This is a genomic window from Isoptericola sp. NPDC057191, assembly GCF_042670225.1.
Classification (GTDB): domain Bacteria; phylum Actinomycetota; class Actinomycetes; order Actinomycetales; family Cellulomonadaceae; genus Isoptericola.
Genome location: NZ_JBHUWC010000037.1, coordinates 7228 through 25000 on the forward strand (window position 1 = coordinate 7228; position 17773 = coordinate 25000).

At 70.8% G+C, this 17773-nt stretch carries 19 protein-coding genes and 1 tRNA gene; 12 read left to right on the plus strand and 8 right to left on the minus strand.

All coding sequences use genetic code 11. From position 1 onward, the window contains the following. Positions 1 to 138: 138 nt before the first annotated feature. Both ACFT55_RS07550 and ACFT55_RS07555 read right to left on the minus strand, forming a co-directional pair. Complete coding sequence (locus tag ACFT55_RS07550) at positions 139 to 552, minus strand: YciI family protein (RefSeq protein ID WP_380243202.1); 414 nt, start codon at positions 550 to 552, stop codon at positions 139 to 141. 144 nt (positions 553 to 696) lie between these two features. Next, complete coding sequence (locus ACFT55_RS07555; RefSeq protein WP_380243203.1) at positions 697 to 1590, minus strand: hypothetical protein; 894 nt, start codon at positions 1588 to 1590, stop codon at positions 697 to 699. 110 nt (positions 1591 to 1700) lie between these two features. Between ACFT55_RS07555 and ACFT55_RS07560 the strand changes: the two genes are divergently transcribed. The 8 genes from ACFT55_RS07560 (at position 1701) to ACFT55_RS07595 (ending at position 7863) form a co-directional block, all read left to right on the plus strand. After that, positions 1701 to 2363, plus strand: a complete 663-nt coding sequence (locus ACFT55_RS07560) for a TetR/AcrR family transcriptional regulator (RefSeq protein WP_380243204.1) — start codon at positions 1701 to 1703, stop codon at positions 2361 to 2363. Continuing rightward, positions 2363 to 2914 carry a hypothetical protein gene (locus ACFT55_RS07565; protein ID WP_380243205.1) on the plus strand — a complete coding sequence of 184 codons (552 nt, stop codon included), beginning with the start codon at positions 2363 to 2365 and terminating at the stop codon, positions 2912 to 2914. Before ACFT55_RS07560 ends, ACFT55_RS07565 begins: the two co-directional genes overlap by 1 nt. 99 nt (positions 2915 to 3013) lie before the next feature. Beyond that, complete coding sequence (locus ACFT55_RS07570) at positions 3014 to 3433, plus strand: hypothetical protein (RefSeq protein ID WP_380243206.1); 420 nt, start codon at positions 3014 to 3016, stop codon at positions 3431 to 3433. 64 nt (positions 3434 to 3497) lie between these two features. Continuing rightward, positions 3498 to 4037: a DUF2199 domain-containing protein gene (locus ACFT55_RS07575; protein ID WP_380243207.1), complete on the plus strand. Its 540-nt coding sequence runs from the start codon at positions 3498 to 3500 to the stop codon at positions 4035 to 4037. A 270-nt stretch (positions 4038 to 4307) separates the two neighbouring features. Continuing rightward, complete coding sequence (locus ACFT55_RS07580; protein WP_380243208.1) at positions 4308 to 4607, plus strand: hypothetical protein; 300 nt, start codon at positions 4308 to 4310, stop codon at positions 4605 to 4607. 435 nt (positions 4608 to 5042) lie between these two features. After that, positions 5043 to 6227, plus strand: a complete 1185-nt coding sequence (locus tag ACFT55_RS07585) for an FAD-dependent oxidoreductase (protein WP_380243209.1) — start codon at positions 5043 to 5045, stop codon at positions 6225 to 6227. Positions 6228 to 6335: 108 nt separating this feature from the next. Next, a complete protein-coding gene (locus tag ACFT55_RS07590; protein ID WP_380243210.1) occupies positions 6336 to 6890 on the plus strand; it encodes a TetR/AcrR family transcriptional regulator in 555 nt (184 codons plus the stop codon). Between the two features lie 55 nt (positions 6891 to 6945). After that, positions 6946 to 7863 (plus strand): ABC transporter six-transmembrane domain-containing protein, encoded by a 918-nt coding sequence (locus tag ACFT55_RS07595; protein WP_380243211.1) that lies wholly within the window; start codon positions 6946 to 6948, stop codon positions 7861 to 7863. On the opposite strand, the gene ACFT55_RS07600 is transcribed toward ACFT55_RS07595, so the two are convergent. Together ACFT55_RS07600 and ACFT55_RS07605 are read right to left on the minus strand one after the other, a co-directional pair. Continuing rightward, positions 7794 to 8552, minus strand: a complete 759-nt coding sequence (locus tag ACFT55_RS07600; protein ID WP_380243212.1) for a hypothetical protein — start codon at positions 8550 to 8552, stop codon at positions 7794 to 7796. The genes ACFT55_RS07595 and ACFT55_RS07600 overlap by 70 nt on opposite strands. 93 nt (positions 8553 to 8645) lie before the next feature. After that, entirely contained in the window at positions 8646 to 10202 is a 1557-nt protein-coding gene (locus ACFT55_RS07605) for an MFS transporter (RefSeq protein WP_380243213.1), read from the minus strand. Between the two features lie 121 nt (positions 10203 to 10323). Between ACFT55_RS07605 and ACFT55_RS07610 the strand changes: the two genes are divergently transcribed. Beyond that, positions 10324 to 11775, plus strand: a complete 1452-nt coding sequence (locus tag ACFT55_RS07610; protein WP_380243214.1) for a flavin monoamine oxidase family protein — start codon at positions 10324 to 10326, stop codon at positions 11773 to 11775. Between the two features lie 547 nt (positions 11776 to 12322). On the opposite strand, the gene ACFT55_RS07615 is transcribed toward ACFT55_RS07610, so the two are convergent. Then, complete coding sequence (locus ACFT55_RS07615) at positions 12323 to 12667, minus strand: hypothetical protein (RefSeq protein ID WP_380243215.1); 345 nt, start codon at positions 12665 to 12667, stop codon at positions 12323 to 12325. A 164-nt stretch (positions 12668 to 12831) separates the two neighbouring features. Between ACFT55_RS07615 and ACFT55_RS07620 the strand changes: the two genes are divergently transcribed. After that, positions 12832 to 13071: a hypothetical protein gene (locus tag ACFT55_RS07620; RefSeq protein WP_380243216.1), complete on the plus strand. Its 240-nt coding sequence runs from the start codon at positions 12832 to 12834 to the stop codon at positions 13069 to 13071. 349 nt (positions 13072 to 13420) lie between these two features. Here ACFT55_RS07620 and ACFT55_RS07625 read toward each other — a convergent pair. From ACFT55_RS07625 to ACFT55_RS07635, 3 genes are all read right to left on the minus strand, one after another. Further along, a tRNA-Pro gene (locus tag ACFT55_RS07625) sits at positions 13421 to 13497 on the minus strand. 91 nt (positions 13498 to 13588) lie between these two features. Then, complete coding sequence (locus tag ACFT55_RS07630; protein WP_380243217.1) at positions 13589 to 14527, minus strand: metallophosphoesterase; 939 nt, start codon at positions 14525 to 14527, stop codon at positions 13589 to 13591. After that, entirely contained in the window at positions 14512 to 16893 is a 2382-nt protein-coding gene (locus tag ACFT55_RS07635) for a transglycosylase domain-containing protein (protein ID WP_380243218.1), read from the minus strand. The genes ACFT55_RS07630 and ACFT55_RS07635 overlap by 16 nt, the downstream gene beginning before the upstream one ends. A 119-nt stretch (positions 16894 to 17012) precedes the next feature. Between ACFT55_RS07635 and ACFT55_RS07640 the strand changes: the two genes are divergently transcribed. After that, the gene (locus ACFT55_RS07640) at positions 17013 to 17177 is read left to right on the plus strand and encodes a DUF4177 domain-containing protein (RefSeq protein WP_139820690.1); all 165 of its coding nucleotides are present in this window, start codon (positions 17013 to 17015) and stop codon (positions 17175 to 17177) included. Beyond that, complete coding sequence (locus tag ACFT55_RS07645) at positions 17177 to 17641, plus strand: RidA family protein (RefSeq protein WP_380243219.1); 465 nt, start codon at positions 17177 to 17179, stop codon at positions 17639 to 17641. Before ACFT55_RS07640 ends, ACFT55_RS07645 begins: the two co-directional genes overlap by 1 nt. The last annotated feature ends 132 nt before the right edge of the window (positions 17642 to 17773 follow it).

Sequence of the window (17773 nt, forward strand, 5' to 3'; positions counted from 1 at the left end):
GTGGCCGGCAGCTTCTTTTGTTTATCAGCGACCGAGTCGGCCCTGAGTGATGCCCCCCCCCCGCGGGGGCGCCGCGACCGACACTAGGGCCGGTCGCGCCGCAGGTCCACGGAATTGCCGGGTGCCCCGTCGGTGGGGTCAGCCCGTGACCTCGGCGTTGTCGGTGAGGAACGGGCGCACCTCGATCCACTCGTGCAGGGAGCGTCCGCCCGGGCCGGGGGCCGAGGACAGGTAGGCCGCCGCCTCGTGGGCGCGCTCCTGGGTCTCGACGTCGATGACCATCCAGCCCGCGACGAGGTCCTTGGTCTCGGCGAACGGGCCGTCGGTGACGGGCGGACGCCCCTCGCCGTCGTACCGCACGAACGCACCGCGCGGGGAGAGGGCCTGCGCGTCGACGAACTCGCCGCGCTCCTCCAGGTCCTGCATGACCTTGCCCATGAAGTCCATGTGGGCGGTGACCTCGTCGGGCGTCCACCGGTCCATGGGGACGTCCGTGCCGGGCACGGGCTCGGGGTTGCCGCGGTAGTGCTTGAGGAGCAGGTACTTGGCCATGATGTCCGTCCTGTCGTCGCGAGGCGGTGCGGGTCACCGCCGACACTCCTGGGACGGAGCCGGCCGGCGGTTCTCGACATCGGGTGTCGAGCTGGGTGTCGAGCTGGGTGTCGAGGTGCGTGTCGAGCTGGGTGTCGAACGCCGTCAGTGGGTGGTGACGGGGGCGGTGTAGAGGCTCGGCGAGCAGCCCGTCTCGCCGGGTTCGAGCAGGATCCGGTCGAAGGCGGTGAACCGCCACGTGGGGCCGTCGTCGGGCCGTACCGCCACGATGCAGTCGCGGGCGTCCGTGACGCCCACGACGGCGACCAGCTCGTCCGCCGCCCGTTCCGCGCGGATCACGTCGACGCCGGGGAAGACGGCACGCAGAGCGGTCGTCGCGTCGTCCGGGGCGGCGTCGTCGGGGAGCTCGTCCAGCACCTGAAGCACCTGCTCGCTCGCCTTGACGTCGAGAGACGCGGGCGCGCTCGGCGTCGGCGGGGCCTGGGACGGCGACAGGTCGGACGGGCACTCGATCTTGTCGTGGTCGGCGACGTCGTCCGGGTCGGACGACCGGACCGCGTACCGCCAGCAGGTCGTCGAGCTGCCCGAGGTGCGGCCGGCGTCGCCCATCACGCTGTTGACAGCGGGCACGTCGACCGAGACGGCGAGCTCGATCCGCGCGCCGTCGTGGTCGCCGGACGATCCGTGCCAGGCCAGGGGGACGACCGTGTAGGACACGTCGGCCGTGTCGTCCGGGACCCGCGGTGACACGACGGCGCGCCGCTGGACGATCTCGGCGGCGTCGGCGGGTTCGTCGTAGGACGGCTCGATGTCGTCGGCGATCCCGGCCGCGACGCGTTCCCCGAGCTCCGCCGCCAGCGCGTCGCCGTCGTCCGCGACGAAGATCCCGACGGCGTCGCGCACGGGACCGCCGACCAGGGCGTTCACGGCGTAGATGGTGACGATCGTGGGCACGACCGCGAGGAGCGCGGTGAGCCCCAGGATCTTCAGGAGGAGGAGGGCCTTGCGAGGCGGGGGCTTGTCCTCGGCGTTGAGCACGCGACGATCCTGACGGATCGTCGCCCGGGGCGCCAGCCCTCCCGCACGAGGGGAAGAAGAACGTGGTCTGGCGGGTGCCTGCGGGGGCCGTCCTGCGCTACGTTATTGGCATGAACGCCAATAGTGCTGCTGGTGAGGGCGGAGGGGACCGCCGGGCGGGTCGTCGCCGCCTCGCCCCCGAGCGTTCCCGGCAGCAGATCCTCGACGCCGCGACCGCGCTGGTCGCGGAGCACGGCCCTGACGCCGTCACCCTCGCCCAGGTGGCCGCCGCGGCGGGCGTGACCCGGGGGCTCGTGAGCCACTACTTCGGCACGCATCGCGGCCTGGTGCGCGAGGTGCTGCGCGCGGAGGACGCGCGCCATCGCGAACGCGTCCGGGCGCGGGTCGCGGACGACGCCGGCGTGCCCTACGCCGCCCGGATGCTCGACGTCGTGTTCGCGACGCTCGACGACGAGCGCTACCTGAGGCTGTGGGCGTGGTCGGCGCTGCACCCGGAGCACGGCACGCTCGCGACCGACGGGCTCGCCGGCATCGCGGACATGATGGAGGCGGGCCTGCGCGCGGCCCTGCCCGCGGACCGGGTCCCGTCGCGCGACCGGATCGAGGCGGTGCTGCTGCTCGGGATGTCCGGCGCGTACGGGTATGCGCTGGGTGGCCGGTCGTGGCAGTCGGCCCTCGGTCACGACCCCGACGACGCGGCACGCTCGGCCGCCTTTCGCTCCGCACTCTCGGCCGCCGTGGCGGCGTACCTCGTCGGCGAGGAGACCGCCTGATGGACACGACGTTCGACACGCTGCCGCCCCAGGTCCTCGTCGGCCTCGTGACCCTCACGGTCGTCGTCCTCCTGCGGCTGCGGCCTCGGCCCGCGCGGACGCGACGCCTGCTGACCGGCCCCGTCGTCGTCATGGTCGTCGGCGCGTTCCTGCTGGTGCCGTGGCTCGCGCTGCCGTCGGCGGGCGGCGTGGGCGCGACGGTCGTCGTCGCGACCGTCGATCTCGTGCTCACCGTGGGCCTCGGCGTCGCGCGCGCCGCCACCGTGCAGCTCTCTCCCGGGGAGGCGGGCGTGGTGCAGTACCGGTACACCGGCGCGACCGTGGCCCTGTGGGCCGTCTCCGTCGCCGTCCGCTTCGAGCTCGCCGGCGCCGGCGCCCGCCTCGGGGCGTCGCCCGCCGTCACCGAGGGCAGCGTCCTGCTCGCTCTGGGGCTCGCCCTGCTGACGCAGAACGTCGTCGTGGCGCGACGGGCCGCCCGCGTGCGGTCGGCGAGCGTCGACGTCGCCCCGCGAGCGGTGGCGTCCCGGTCGTCCGGGAGTGCGGCTGCGTGACGGTGGCCGACCGGCGATCTCTGTGAGAGGACGCGGACTGCCTGGGCCCGACGCGTGCTGAGCGGGTCGCCTGTCGGGCCCGTGCGGCATCATGCGCTCATGACTGACGACGTCGAGGGACTCGGCATCGACTCCCCGAAGCACCCGGCCTTCGCAGCGCACTTCACCGACCCGATCTATGACGACCCGGCGAACGACTTCGCGCCGTTCGGCAACGACGAAGGCTGGGACATGCTGGCCAGCTGGTCCCAGCGGGCCGATGAGCTCGGCCCGACCTCCACCGTGCTCGACCTGCTGGAGGCCGACGGCGAGGAGTCTTTCGGCCCCGAGTCCCTGGATGACGACGACATCGACGCTGCGATGTTCGCCGTCGGCGCGGCGTTCGCGCTCCTGCGGCTGACCGGACAGATCGATGCGGCAGGAAGGGGCCTCGCCATGCGGGCGCTCGACGTCCTCGACTCCTGCTACGACCGTCCCGCGGAAATCACCCGTATGCGCGAGGACCTGCTCGCCTGGTGATCCGACAGAACCGAGGGAGCGGCGGGCGCGGAGCGGGAGCGTCGACCGTCCCAGCGGAGGACCGATGACATCGACGACCTGGACCTGCGCCACCTGCGGGACTGCCCACGAAGGACTTGCCTGGGTGTTCGGGCCGACCGCGCCAGAGCCCTGGCTTCGTGCCTCCGATGCTCAACGCTCCCAGGGCGAGCTCAACGCCGACACGTGTGCCCTGGTCGACGCGGCGGGAACGACGAACTACTTCGTACGTGGTCATATCGAGATCCCGGTGACCGACTCCGACCAGGGCCCGTTCACCTGGTCGGTCTGGGTGTCGCTCAGCGAAGCCAGCATGCGAACCCAGGTGGACCACTGGAACGACCCTGCGCGAGCGGACCTGGCACCGATGTTCGCGTGGCTGTCCACCTATCTGCCCTACGAGCCGCCGACCGCGCCGATGGCCGCCCGGCTCCATTCGCGCCCACCGGGCGTGGTGCCGTGGATCGAGCTCGACCCCACGCTCGACCATCCGCTCGTGCACGAGCAGACTCACGGCATCACGCTTCACCGGGTCGCGGAGATCAACCGCACGCTCCTGGGTGCCAACCCCGGCGACTCGAACTGACACCGGACCCTGCCGAACCGTGACCCCGACGCGCCGAAGATCACCAGCGCCGTGAAGTGGTTCTCGACGTCGCATGCCTGGAGGGTCTTCCGACCGAAACTCGTCTCTGCGCGTTCCGCATCGGCATACCCGTGCGCCGCTACCGTGACGGCCGGGGCACGACATTGACTCCGAAATCAGCTGTGGAGGACTCGAGATGAGCACGAGGGACGAGGGCACGCGAAGCCTCCAGGGGGACCCGGGCTCGCATGGCCGCGGACTCTGTCGCGCATGAACGTCAGGGAAGCTCAGGAAGCACTTGCCGCCGCCCGGCAGGCCTTTGACGAGGCCCGCGCAGAGGTGGACTCGGCGTATCGCGCGCGGGAAGCCGAGATGGCCGCGCAGCCGGTGGAGGGGCATCCTGCTGCCCGTGCCCGGCTGGAAGCGGCCCGCTCGCGCTTCGACGCCGCTCGCTTCTCTGTCATGGCCGCCATGCTTCGGCGACGCGCGGCTGAGGCGTCCCTGACGGCGATCGAATGGGAGGCCTTGGCGGTCATGGAGGTTGCACCTCCTCGGCGGCGGGACGGCTGACCGACCGGGGCACCGGGTAAGGGTTCGTCCTGAAGTGCTCCTGAACAGGTGGTGGAGCCGAGCCCTCAGCGCCCCAGGTGATGCCCTGACGGCGCCTTCCGAACCCATGACGAGCAAGGGCCCTTGGGCCACCGAGCGTCCCCACCTCCACCGAGCCCGACGCGCTCCCGGCGCACTCGCCCGCCGTGCCGCGTCGAGCGTCCAGGCGTGCGGGGACCGCCGTCGAGCGAGTGGCCCCGCTTCAGGGATCTCCGGGCAAGCAAGAGGCCCTGCTTGAGCCGGTGCACGAAAGGGGCCACGCCGATTCGTCAGCCCCCAGCGACCGCGAAGACAAGGGCCGCTGACCTGGGCGACGCGAAGCCTTTGACAGGCAGGCCGACGCAGCATTTACTGTACTGACGAGTCAGACTAGTTTGCGCGGAGGGTGGGGCCGAGATGGTGGGAACGGCGGTCGGGCCGGTGCGGCGGCGTGCCCTGGTCGTGGGGTCGGGGATGGCGGGGTGTGCCGCGGCCTGGTGGCTGGACCGCGAGGGGTGGGAGGTCGTCCTGGTCGACAAGGAGGCCGAGCCGTTCCCGTCCAGCTACCTGCTGCAGCTGGACGCTGAGGCGACGCGGGTGCTGCGGTTGATGGGTGGGCAGCAGATTCTCGACGAGGTGACTTTCTCGGCGCCCGAGACGTCGCTGCGGTGGGGCGCGCGCAAGGTCCGCGAGGTCCGCTTCGACACCGGCGCGGACTGGCGGCTCGCCCGGCGTGCCACGTTGCTGTCGCGGCTGTTCGCACACCTGCCCGCCACCGTCGAGACGCGGATGGGCGCAGAGCTCGACGCCCTGGAGCACCGGAACGAGGACGTGCTGGCCAGGTTCGTCGACGGGTCGAGCGAGTCCTTCGACATCGTCGTCGGCGCGGACGGTCTGCACTCGACGGTGCGACGGCTCACGCTGGCCTCTGAGGAGCAGAGCGTGTACCGCAACGGCCTGTCCCACGTGTGGATCAACGCCGACATCCCGCTGCCCGAGGGGCGGGCGGTGATCGCGTCCCGTGAAGGGATGCTGATGCTGGTCTACCCCTTCCTCGACACGGACCAGACGTCGATCATGGCGGTCGTCCCGGTGCCCAGCACGGCCAGGCCGGACATGGGGATGCTGAAGGATCGGGTGTGCGACGCCGTCGAGCGCCTCGGCCCGGAGATGCGCGCGGTCGCGGTGGCGGGGCGCAAGTCGCAGGACACGAAGCTGACGCGGTTCTCCCAGACGCGGCTGCCGCGCTGGTACACCCGCCGAGTGGTGCTGCTGGGCGACGCGGTGCACTGCATCGACCCGGTGTCCGGGATGGGCGCGCACGCGTCGTTGCCCGGCGCGAAGGCGCTGGCCGAGGCGTTGCGGGACACCGACGACGTCACGGCCGCGTTTGCCAGGTACGAGGCCGAGATGCGGCCGTTCGCACGGACGGCGCAGAGCATCACGGCGCGGGCCGTGGAGTTCAGCACGGGCGTCCAGGGGCGCAGCCGGGCGGCCTCCGTGGCGGGCCTGGCCGGCGACCTGCTCGCCGCCGTCCCGGCCGTGCTGACGCGGTCCACCGCGCGCCGGCGCGCCACGACGGTAGCCGACAGCCGTGCATGAACACCGCCTCGGAGGGCGCGGCCCGTCGTGGCCATTCATCAGGGAGCGTGGAGGCCGGGCACACTGGTCGCCGAGCGATGCCGCCACCCGCACGTGAGAGAGAGATCGATGGGACGCACAGCAGGACGAGGGCCCGAGGACACCAAGCGGCTGATCCTGGATGCCGCGAAGGGCGTCGTCGTGGAGCAGGGCGCCCGCGCGACCCTGGACGACGTCGCGGTGGCGGCCGGGCTGACACGCGGGGCGGTGATCTACCACTACAGCTCCAAGAACGCGCTGTGGCTCGCGTTGGCCCAGGACGTGACCGAGCAGTTCCACCGGGACGTCGTCGACCTGCTGGAGGGCGGCAGCGCCCCGGGACGTCTGGCGAGAGCGTTCATCCGAGCGTCGCTGGAGGGCGACAACATCGACACGGTGGGGGAGCGGCTGTTCCTCCTGTCGGCCCTTGCCGCCGCCCCCGGCGTGGCCGAGCTGGTGGCTGAGGACGGGGCCCGTTGGAAGGCTGAGCTGGCCGAGGACGGACTGTCCGTGGGAGCCCGCACGGTCATCGCCAACGCCGTCGACGGTGCGGGCCTGATGACGGGGTGGGGGCTCAAGCCCGAACGGGACGAGCTCGTCGCCCTGCGTACCGAGCTGGAGGGCCTCACCGCTCCGGGCCGGTAGCTCCCCGACGCATGCACCCGTCGCGCGAGCAGGAGGCCGAGCGCAGGATGGTCGCATGCCCCCGCTGCTGGACGGCTATCGCGCCCGGATCGCGCTCTCGGTGCTCCTCATCGTCGCGGAGACCGCCGGCGTGGTCGTCGTGCCGTTCGTGATCGGCGTCGCCGTGGACGACTACCTCGAAGGATCGATCCGCGGGCTGGTCTGGCTGATCGGGGTCGGTCTGACGACCGTGCTGGTCTCCACGGCCCGGCGGCTGCACGACGCCCGGCTGTACGCCCAGATCTACGAGCGCGCCGGCGCGAGCGCGCTGCCGCCCAGCGCGGGCCTCTCGCAGCGGGCCGGGCGGCTCAACCTGCTGCGCGAGGCGGTCGACTTCCTCGAGCACACCGTGCCCGAGATCGTCGGGGGCGTCATCGCGTTCGTCGGCATCCTGGCGTTCCTCGTGGCCCTGTCGGTGCCCGTGTTCGTCGGTTCGCTGGTGATGGCGGCCCTGGTCGTCGCGATCTACGCGGCCTCGACCCGGCAGACCATGGCGGCCAACCGCGGCTACAACGACGAGTACGAACGTCAGGTCGACGTGCTGAGACGCGGCGACGGCGCCCTGACCCGCAGACACCTCGGCCTGCTCAACACCTGGCTGACCAGGCTCTCCGACCTGGACGCGATCAACTACGCCCTGTCGATGGTTCTCACCGTCGCGTTGCAGGTCTTCGCGATCATCACGTGCGCGCGGGCAGGCATGGACGACGGCACGATGCTCTCGGTCGTGCTCTACGTGTTCGAGTTCTCCGCCGCGGCGACGCTCCTGCCCGTCTCGTGGCAGGGGTTCCTGCGGCTGCGCGACATCCTCGGACGGCTGCGAAAGACGCCCCCGGCGAACGGCTCGACCGGCCGACCCGGAGGTCAGGACGAGGGGACGCGCGCCAAACGCCCCAGTTCTCGCACGACGGCGCGGGGCAGGGACCGCGGGTAGAACGCTGGCACGTCCCGGGAGCCCTGCCAGCCGTCGATCGCAAGGGCCGCGGCCGCGAGCTCGAGGTGGTCGAAGGAGCGGGGGTTGATACCGCGCAGTCCGCGCGCCCGGGCGCGGATGTCGGGGCGGGGAGCGGGCGAGACGCCGGCGAGGGCGTAGAGGCGGTGGACCGCGGTGATCGTGCGCTCGTCCTCCAGGCCCTGCAGCGACATCGTCAGGGTGTGCCGGTCGAGGTGCAGCTGCAGGGGAGATGCTTCGGCGGAGCCGTCCTCGTGGACCTGGCGCACGACGGCGATGAGCACCTGGTCGACGTCGCCGAACGAGGTCCGCAGCTGGGTCGAGGTGCACCCGCTGGCCGACGCCACGTCCTCGACGGTGAGGTCGTCGAGCCGGCGTCGCTGGGAGGTTGCGACGTCGAGCGGCCGCATCAGGGGCAGGTTGCCGTAGCCGCTCAGATGAGTGGTGATGGCGGACCACTGGGCGTCGCTGAGGTCGTAGGCGTTCTGGTAGCTGCCGAGCCACAGCGCCTCGCCGGCGAGGGATGCGGCCCACAACCGTGGGCCCACCCCTTCCAGGCCCGGCGCGTCGCGCTCGTCGGCGTCGGCGTTGCTGGTCAGGTACTTCAGGGCACGTCCTACCCGCTGACGCAGGCGGTCGACGGCGAAGAACGAGAACGGGAAGAACGGCACGTCATGCTCCTGTCCACGGGCGTTCGCGAGGCCGCTGCGCGCCGCACCGGGTCTGCTCGCTGGGATCTGTCGTGAGGGTCCGAGCGCCCGTGCCTAGTGGGCGGCGCCGGTGACGCTGGTGCCCTTGGGGGTCATGAGGAAGACCAGGGCGGCGACGGCGAGCATCATCACGCCGCCGGCGATGCTGGCGACCTGCATGGAGTGGGTGAACGCCGCGCTGGCGGCGGTGGCGAGCTCGGGCAGGGCGAGCTGGTCCGAGATGGAGACAGCGGCGCCGAGGGACTCCTCGGCCTGGGCCGCCAGGGTGGGGTCGATGGCCTGCAGCGCGGGATCGGTGGCGTACTGGGCGCGGTAGATCAGCGCGGAGATGCTGCCCAGGACGGCGACGCCGAGCACCGCACCGAGCTCGTAGGACGTCTCCTCGAGAGCGCCGGCGTTGCCCGCCTTGTCCTCCGGAGAACCGAGCATGATCATGGCGGATCCGATGGCCAGCGAGCCGGTGCCGGCTCCCACGAGGACGAGCACGACGATCACGCGGGGCAGGTCGAGGTCGCCGCCCGGCCCCAGGCCGAGCAGGAGCATGCCGGCGCCGGCGAGGGCGAGGCCGGTGGCGAGCACGGCCCGGGCGCCGAAGACCCTGGACAGCGGCGGTGCGGCGATCGCGGCGACGGCTGCGGCGAGGGCCTCAGGGGTCAGCAGCAGGCCTGCCTGGATGGGGGAGACCCCGCGCACGAGCTGGAGCCACTGGGCGAGCAGGAGCAGGGCGGCGACCATCGAGAAGGTCGTGCCGAGGGCAGCGACCATCCCGGCGGAGAACGTGCGGTTGCGGAACAGGCGCAGCTCCAGCAGGGGGTGCTTGCTGCGGATGCTGCGGACCGCGAACCAGGTGAGGGCGACGGCGGCCAGTGTGACGGCGGCCCAGGCCTCGGGCAGGGCCAGCGTGGCCTCCTTGCCGAACTGCTTGATGCCCCAGACGAGGGCGGTCATCCCTACCAGTGACAGCACGGCGGCCAGGGCGTCCCAGCGCCCGGCGACGCGCACGCGCGACTCGGGCAGGATGGCCAGGCCGGCGACGATGGCGATGGCGATCAGGGGCACGTTGATCAGGAACGCGGCGTGCCAGGAGAAGTGCTCGAGCAGCACGCCGCCCACCAGAGGCCCGACGGCGGCCCCGAGCCCAGAGACCGCGGCCCAGACGCTCAGTGCCTTGGCGCGCTCGGCCGGATCGGTGAAGATCACTCGGATCAGCGACAGCGTGGTGGGCATGATCATCGCGCCGCCCAGGCCGAGCAGCGCGCGGATCGCGATCACCGCCTCGGCGCTGGTCGTGAACACGACCATCAGCGACGCCGCCCCGAAGATCGTGTAGCCCAGCAGCAGCATCCGCTTGCGTCCCCAGCGGTCGCCGATCGCCGCGAACGACACCAGCAGACCGGCCAGCACCAGGGAGTACACGTCCACGATCCACAGCTGCTGGTCCGAGGTCGGGTGCAGCTCCGCGGCCATCTCGGGCAGCGCGATGTTCAGGATCGTCATGTCCATCGTGAGCATGAGCAGGCTCGCGCTCAGCACCGCGACGGCAGTCCACCGTCGTCGCGTCGACATGCCTGCCGCGGGGGAGAGGCTGATCTCCTGGTCGGTCTTCGTCATGGGTGCTCCGCATCGTCCGACTCCGGGGATCCCCGGACGTTGATACTGTACTGACGAGTCAGTACAGTTGCCAAGTGAGAGATCCCTCGGGCCGGCAGGCCACGCATGAACGGAGCGCGACATGACCAGTGCCAAGACCGCCGCACGCACCACCCGGACCGCACGGACGGCGGACGTCGTCGTCGTCGGAGCCGGCCTCGCCGGCCTGACCGCGGCCGACGAGCTCACCCGGGCGGGCCACGACGTCGTCGTGCTGGAGGGCCGCGACCGTGTCGGCGGCCGGATCCATCAGGCCGAGGTGGGGGGCGTGGCCGTCGACGCCGGCGCCACCTGGGTGGCACCGGGGCACACCGCCATGCGCGACCTCGCCGCCCGGCTCGGCTGCGAGCTCGTGCCCCAGTTCCACCAGGGCAAGGGCGTCATCTCCTTCGGCGGGCGCCGCAAGGTCGAGAGCATCACTGCCATGACGCCCTGGGCGATGGCCGACCTCGCGCGCATCATGAACACGCTGCAGAAGATGGTCGACGACCTGCCCGTCTCCGAGCCGTGGACTCACCCGCACGCGGCACGGCTGGACGCCATGTCGTTCGGCGAGTGGCTCACCTCCAAGCACGCGCTGAAGAACACCCGGAAGTTCATGACCATGTTCAGCCTGGTGCACTGGGGGGCACCGGTCGGGGACGTCTCCCTGTTCAACGTGATGCGCTACATCAGGACCCTGGGCGGCATCGAGCACATGCTCTCCGTCGAGGGCGGCGACCAGCAGGACCGGTTGCTGGACACGACCCACACCCTGGTCAGCAAGCTCGCCGACACCCTCGAAGACCGGGTGCTCCTGGGTTCACCTGTCGAGCGGATCACCACCGCAGGCGATCGCGTCACGGTCGAGACCGCCACCCACACCGTCGATGCTCGCTACGTCATCGTCACCGCGGCACCGGCCCACCGCTCGACCATCGAGTTCACGCCCGCCCTGCCGGACCAGCACTACGGGCTCGCCCGCGCCTGGCGGCTCGGCGCGCTGAGCAAGGCATTCGTCGCCTACGACCGGCCCTTCTGGCGGCACGAGGGCCTCTCGGGAGAGGGAGTGTCGGACGACGAGACCGTCTTCCTCACCTTCGACGTCAGCCCGCACCCCGACGGCCCCGGCATCCTCATGGTCTTCTGCGACGCTCGCGGCTTCGACGCCTACGACGAGGACGAGCGCCGCCGCCGCGTCGTCACGCAGCTCGTCCACCTCTTCGGGCAGCGTGCCGGTCAGGTCACCGACTACACCGACTTCTCCTGGGGCAACGACACCGTCGCCCCCGGCGGCCCCAACCCCGCCCCCGCCCCGAAGACGTGGACCACCTTCGGCCCGCACCTGCGCGAGCCGGTCGGGCGCGTGCACTGGGCTGGCACCGAGACTGCCGACGAGACCTCCGGCACCATGAACGGCGCCATCCTCTCGGGCCGACGCGCCGCCACCGAGGTCGCCGCCCAGCTCGGCGCAGAGGGGCAAGGGGTCGCAGGGTCTCGTGCGTCAGGTCATCCGCGTCGCTGGGGCTCCGTCTTGCCCCGTCGAGATTCGTGAGGCCCTCTAGGCGGCGTTTCTGCTGATCAGAGGGCCTCATGGCTGGTCGGGGCGACAGGATCCGAACCTGCGTCCTTCGTCCCGAAGCGAATCCGACGCGGGCGTCATCCTTGGCTCGCCGGCGGTCGCCGGCGTTCGCGGTGGTCGCGTCGGTAAGCCCCCAGTTCCGCCCCCAGCACGTCGGGCCCGGGGGAGGTGGGGACACCCGGAGGCATTGAACCGATGCGGAGAACATGAGGCCGACGGAGGCTCGGGTCAAGGGCGGCCGCAGGTCATGGCGTGCGACGCCGTAGGCGTCCTCGACGCGGAGAGTCGGCCGGACGCTCGGCGGTATGTGCGGTGTGCCGGATGGTCGACGACGGCGGCAAGGAGATCCAGAGGAAGGACTCGCGCAAGTCTCGGTCCGCGGGGACGGACGCGCTCAAGCATCGGGTCCGCGACGACGAAGCAGGGCTCGCCACTGGGTCGGAGTAGGGCGTGTCTCCCGATGCGTCGTCGTGTCGTCACGGCCCGCTCCGGGTTGCACCAGGGGCAGGGCGCGGGAACTTTACTGGAGGATGATCGCTAGCTCGCGCTCTACTGATTCGGCCGCCGTGGGGTCGCCGTCGTAATACCGTTCCCAGAACCCGTCGAGCAGCCATTCCTTGGGGCCAAACTCTACAACGCCACCTCCGGAGACTATCGCGGACCAGTTTGCCGGAGGCGCGGCATCGTCGGTCTCGAAGCACTCGGCGTCGAACCACCCGAAGCTCGCCCGGTCATTTGTCAATAGGTGCAGTTCGACGCGACGCCCTGACCCGGCGATCACACCCAGGACTACATACGTTTCGCCGACCGTCAGCCACGGGCTCGATGCAGTCTCGACACCTTCAGCGATGCCCGGGATCCTCATGCAACGCACTCTCATCACTACCTCCCTTTGCGTTCTACTTTGGAGTCCCAGTCGCAGTCCGCCGCCCTTGTCGTCCGGTCGATGTGGTAATGAACCTCAAGATTACCCGACAGGCTTTGACGGGTAGGCGCCGAGAATGTGCCTCAGTCAGAAATGCTGCTTCCGTGCAACGTCAGGTCTATCCGTACCTCGCCGTCTCGATGATCCTCGGGAACCGGGCCGAGGAGAAGCGCACGCTGACGTGGGCCGACCAGACTGACGACAACGTGAGGGCCGGCGCCGCGTGCAAGGAGCACGACCTTGTGCTCACGACGACAGTCGGCACGGCGCTGGTCGCAGCCAACGCGCGCCGTGGGTTCCGGTCAGCACCCAAGCCCGTACCCAGTGTCGAACCAGCTGACTGAACGCCGCGCAAGCGACGGCTCTCGTTCGTCTCGCTGAAGTCGCTGGCCGGTGCCGCGGCCGAGAAGATCTCCGGCATCGTCGGGCACTCCGGCTCCGCGACCACGGAACGGAGCTACCGGCACGAGCCACGACCGCTGATCCGCGACGTGCGACGTTCATGAACGCGTTCGCCACCATCGAGGTCGTCGCCCCAGCTGGCACACGGAACCGCTGTTCACGATGCGGGTAGCGACCCTGCCGCGGGCGCAAAGCCCTCGGTAGCGCCCCCACGACCACCACTTCTGGGTCCGGCGGGCAAGGCAAGAGGCCCCCTGGTCAGCGTTTCCGCTGATCAGGGGGCCTCTCTGGTGGTCGGGGTGACAGGATTTGAACCTGCGACCTCTTCGTCCCGAACGAAGCGCGCTACCAAGCTGCGCCACACCCCGAAGGACTTGCCCACGCATCCAGACCTTCGTCCTCGTGCGGAAGCCTGCTCAGAATAGCCGACGAACGGGCCAGGACGAAAACGAGATCCGCCTACCGGGCAGTGAACGTGAGCAACGTCGCCTCCGGGCGGCACGCGAAGCGCACGGGGGCGTACGGCGAGGTGCCGGCACCGGCCGAGACGTGCAGCCAGGTGGAGCCGTTACCGCCCCGCTCGTCGGGCCGCGGGCCGGGCCAGCCGTGCAGGCCGCTGGCCCGCCGCCGGTCGATGTCGCAGTTGGTGACGAGCGCGCCGTAGCCCGGCAGCCGCAGCTGGCCACCGTGCGTGTGGCCAGCCAGGACGACGTCCGCCCCGTCCGCGTGCATGCGGTCCAGCACGCGACGGTACGGCGCGTGCGTGACACCCAGGTGCAGCACCGCGTCGTCATCGTGGCCGGCCGACGGCGCGGGGAAGTCGTCGCGGTCGAGGTGCGGGTCGTCGACCCCCACGAGCGACAGCCGGCGGCCGTCGGCCACGACCACGTCGCGCCGGTTGGTGAGGTCCTTCCACCCGGCGGCACCCATCGCGTCGGCGAGCTCCTCGAACGGCAGCTCGGCCGGGCGATGGTGCGCCACCCGCGTGTCCCGCTTCAGATAACGGGCAGGGTTCTTCGGCACGGGCGCGTAGTAGTCGTTCGAGCCCATGACGAACGCGCCCGGCGCCGTGGTCAGCAGCGGGGAGAGCGCGTCGAGCAGCGGGCCGAGCGAGTCCCGGTGCGCCAGGTTGTCACCCGTGTTCACCACGAGGTGCGGCTCGAGCGCGGCCAGCGAACGCACCCACGCCACCTTGCGGCGCTGAGACGGCGTCAGGTGCAGGTCCGACACGTGCAGCACCCGGAGGTCCGGCTGTCCCGCGGGCAGCACCGGCACCGTGAACCGGCGGACCGTGAAGAGCTTCGTCTCCACGTGCGCGTACCCCAGGCCCGCGATTCCGGCCGCGGCGACGCCGCCCGCCACCCCCCAGGCGGTCGCGGCGGTCAGTTCTCGCCCCACTCGTCGGCGAGCGAACCCGTGATGGCGTCCCAGGCGGCGTTCTCGTCGGAACGACCACCCTTGCCCTTGCCGTTGTCCCCGCCGTTGCCGCTGTTCCCGTTGTCGCCACCGTTGCCGGTGTGGCCGCCGGAGTCGCCGCTGTCACCCGAGTCGTCGCTCTGGTCGGAGTCGCCGCTGTCGTCCGGCGTGGACGTGCTGGGCGGCGGCGCCGTGACGCCGACCATGTTCGGGTCGGGCTCGCCGAAGTCCTCGACGGGCATGTCCTCGACGGCCTTGTCCATGTACGCCTTCCACGCGGGGGCGGCGACGCTGTTGCCGAAGAGGTGCGGGTACGAGACGCCGTTCACGTAGGCGCCGTGGTAGTGGTCCTCGTTCGGGTCGTCGGCGTTGCCGACCCACACCGACGTGGACAGGTTGGGCGTGAAGCCCGTGAACCACGTCTGGGAGGACAGCTGCGACGTTCCGGTCTTGCCGGCCACGGGACGGCCGTCGGCCAGGCCGCCGCCGAGGTTCGCGGCCGTACCGCTGCTGGAGAAGACCTTCTCCATCGCGTACACCACGGTGTTGGCGACGCCCTCGGGGAGGGCGTTCTTGTTGCAGTTCGCGCTCGGGACGTCGTAGTCCTTGCCGCCCGGGCCCGTGATGGACGTGATGGCGATCGGCGAGCAGTACGTGCCGCCCGAGGCGAGCGTCGCGTACATCGCGGCCATGTTCAGCGGCGAGGACTCCTGCGTGCCGATGAGCATCGGGGCGAAGATGTCGATGTCCTTCTTCTTGGGATCGACGACCTTGCCCTCCTGCGAGTTGGTCGGGCGGAAGCCCATGCTCCACGCCGTGTCCCGCAGGTCGCACAGGTTGAGCTGGTAGCCCATCGCCGCGAACGCGGTGTTGATGGACTTGTACGTCGCCTCGAGGGCCGAGATGTAACCCACCTCGACGCCCTCGGAGTTCGCCGGGGCCCACGCCGTGCCCGCCAGGTTGCCGACGCACGGCGTCTGGAAGTCGGCCGGGTACCGGGCCACCTTGGTCGCGTTGACCCGCTCGGAGAGCGTGTGCCCCTCCTTGAGCCACTCCGCCAGCACGATCGGCTTGAAGTTCGACCCCACCTGGAAGCCGCCGGACGCCCCGTGCGTCGCGTCCGCCGCGTAGTTCACCCGCGTGGTGTTCTTGCCGCCCTCGGACGGGGTGTACGGGATGTTCTGCGCCATCGCGAGGATCTTGCCCGTCCCGGGCTCCACCGAGGCGATCGCGGACTGCAGCCCGCTGGAGTCGTCGGCGGGGACCGCCTCGCTCACGGACTTGGAGGCCGCCTTCTGCTTCTTCGGGTCCAGCGTCGTGTGGATCTCGAGGCCGCCGCGGTAGAGCAGCTGCTGCCGCTCCGCCTTCGTCTTGCCGAACACCGGGTTGGTGACGATCTCCTTGGTGACGTAGTCGCAGAAGAACGCCGAGCCGCCCGCGGCGCTGCACCCGATCTCCGTCGGGTTCACGTCGAGCGTGGACTTGATCTTCGTGGCCTGGCCCTCGTCCCGCTCCTTCGTGGAGATGTACCCGAGCTTCCACATGTTCTGCAGCACCAGGTCGCGACGCTCCCGCGCCTCCTTGGGGTTCACCGTCGGGTCGAAGCGGCTCGGCGACTTCGTGATGCCCGCGATCGTGGCCGCCTCGAGGTAGTTCAGCTCGGAGGCGTGCTTGTCGAAGTAGTAGCGGGCTGCGGCTTCGACGCCGTAGATGCTGCGCGAGCCGAACTGGGCGGCGTTCAGGTAGCCCTGGAGGACCTCGTCCTTGCTCATCGTCTTCTCGAGGGAGATGGCCATCTTCGCCTCGGTGAGCTTGCGGGAGATCGAGTCCTCGCTCGCCTGGATGACGCCGAACTTGTCGCCGTCCTGCAGCGCCTGGTCGATCAGCATGTTCTTCACGTACTGCTGCGTCAGCGTCGACGCGCCCTGCGTGGCGTGGCCGGCGACGTTGTTCGCCAGCGCGCGCGTCATGCCCTGCACGTCGATGCCGCCGTGCTCGTAGAAGCGCTCGTCCTCGATCGCGATCACCGCGTGCTGCATCTGCTCCGAGATCTCGTCGAGCGGGACGACGATGCGGTTCTGCGCGTAGAACGTGGCGAGCAGCTTGCCGTTGGCGGCGTAGATGCGCGACTGCTGCGACATCGGCCGGGGCTCCAGCTCCGCGGGCACCTCGTCGTAGATGGCGACGGTGCTGTCCGCGGCCGCGTTGGCCCCTGCGACGAGCGGGATGACCAGCCCGGCGGCGAGCACGCCGCCGACACCGGCCGCGAGGACGAACGCGAGCAGGAGGGCGACGAGCTGGGTCGCCGGCATCGTGCGCGTGATGCGACGGGGGTCGGATTTGGCCATGCCCACCAGGGTACGGGCTGCCACTGTGAAGGCACGGCCACCACCGCCGTGCCCCTGTGCAGATCGTGTGGACCGGTCGTGGGAGCGTGGAGACGTCGCCCGATGGTTACGATCGCGCCATGGCTACCACGTGGGAGTACGCGACCATCCCCCTGCTGATCCACAACACCAAGGCGATCCTCGACCAATGGGGTGCCGACGGCTGGGAGCTCGTCCAGGTCGTCCCCGGCCCCGACAGCACCAACCTGGTCGCTTACCTGAAGCGCCCCTCCGGCGGCCAGTGATGAGCGCCACGTCTCCTGAGGCGCGCCTCGCCGAGCTGGGCATCTCCCTGCCGGACGTCGCCGCGCCCGTCGCGAGCTACGTCCCCGCCGTCCGCTCCGGCCAGTACGTCTACACGGCGGGCCAGCTGCCCTTCGTCGACGGCGCGCTGCCGCTGACCGGCAAGGTCGGCGCCGGCGTCTCGCCGGAGGAGGCGGCCGACCTGGCGCGTACCTGCGCGCTCAACGGCCTCGCCGCCGTCCGCTCACTCGTGGGCACGCTCGACGGCGCGAGGATCGTCAAGGTGACGGGCTTCGTCGCCTCCGACCCGTCGTTCACCGGCCAGCCCGGCGTCATCAACGGCGCCTCGAACGTCCTCGGCGAGATCTTCGGCGACGCAGGCGTGCACGCCCGCTCGGCGGTCGGGGTGGCGGTGCTCCCGCTCGACGCCCCGGTCGAGGTCGAGCTGGTCGTCGAGGTCGGCTGAGGTTTCGTCCGCACCCGTCCCGAGGCGTCGCGCGCTTCTCCAGCGTCGACGGCCGCGAGCCACCAAGGAAGCAGACGGAAGGGGCGTTCTTCGCCCGGTCGTAGACGTTCCCGAAGTGGAGCGCCCCTAGGG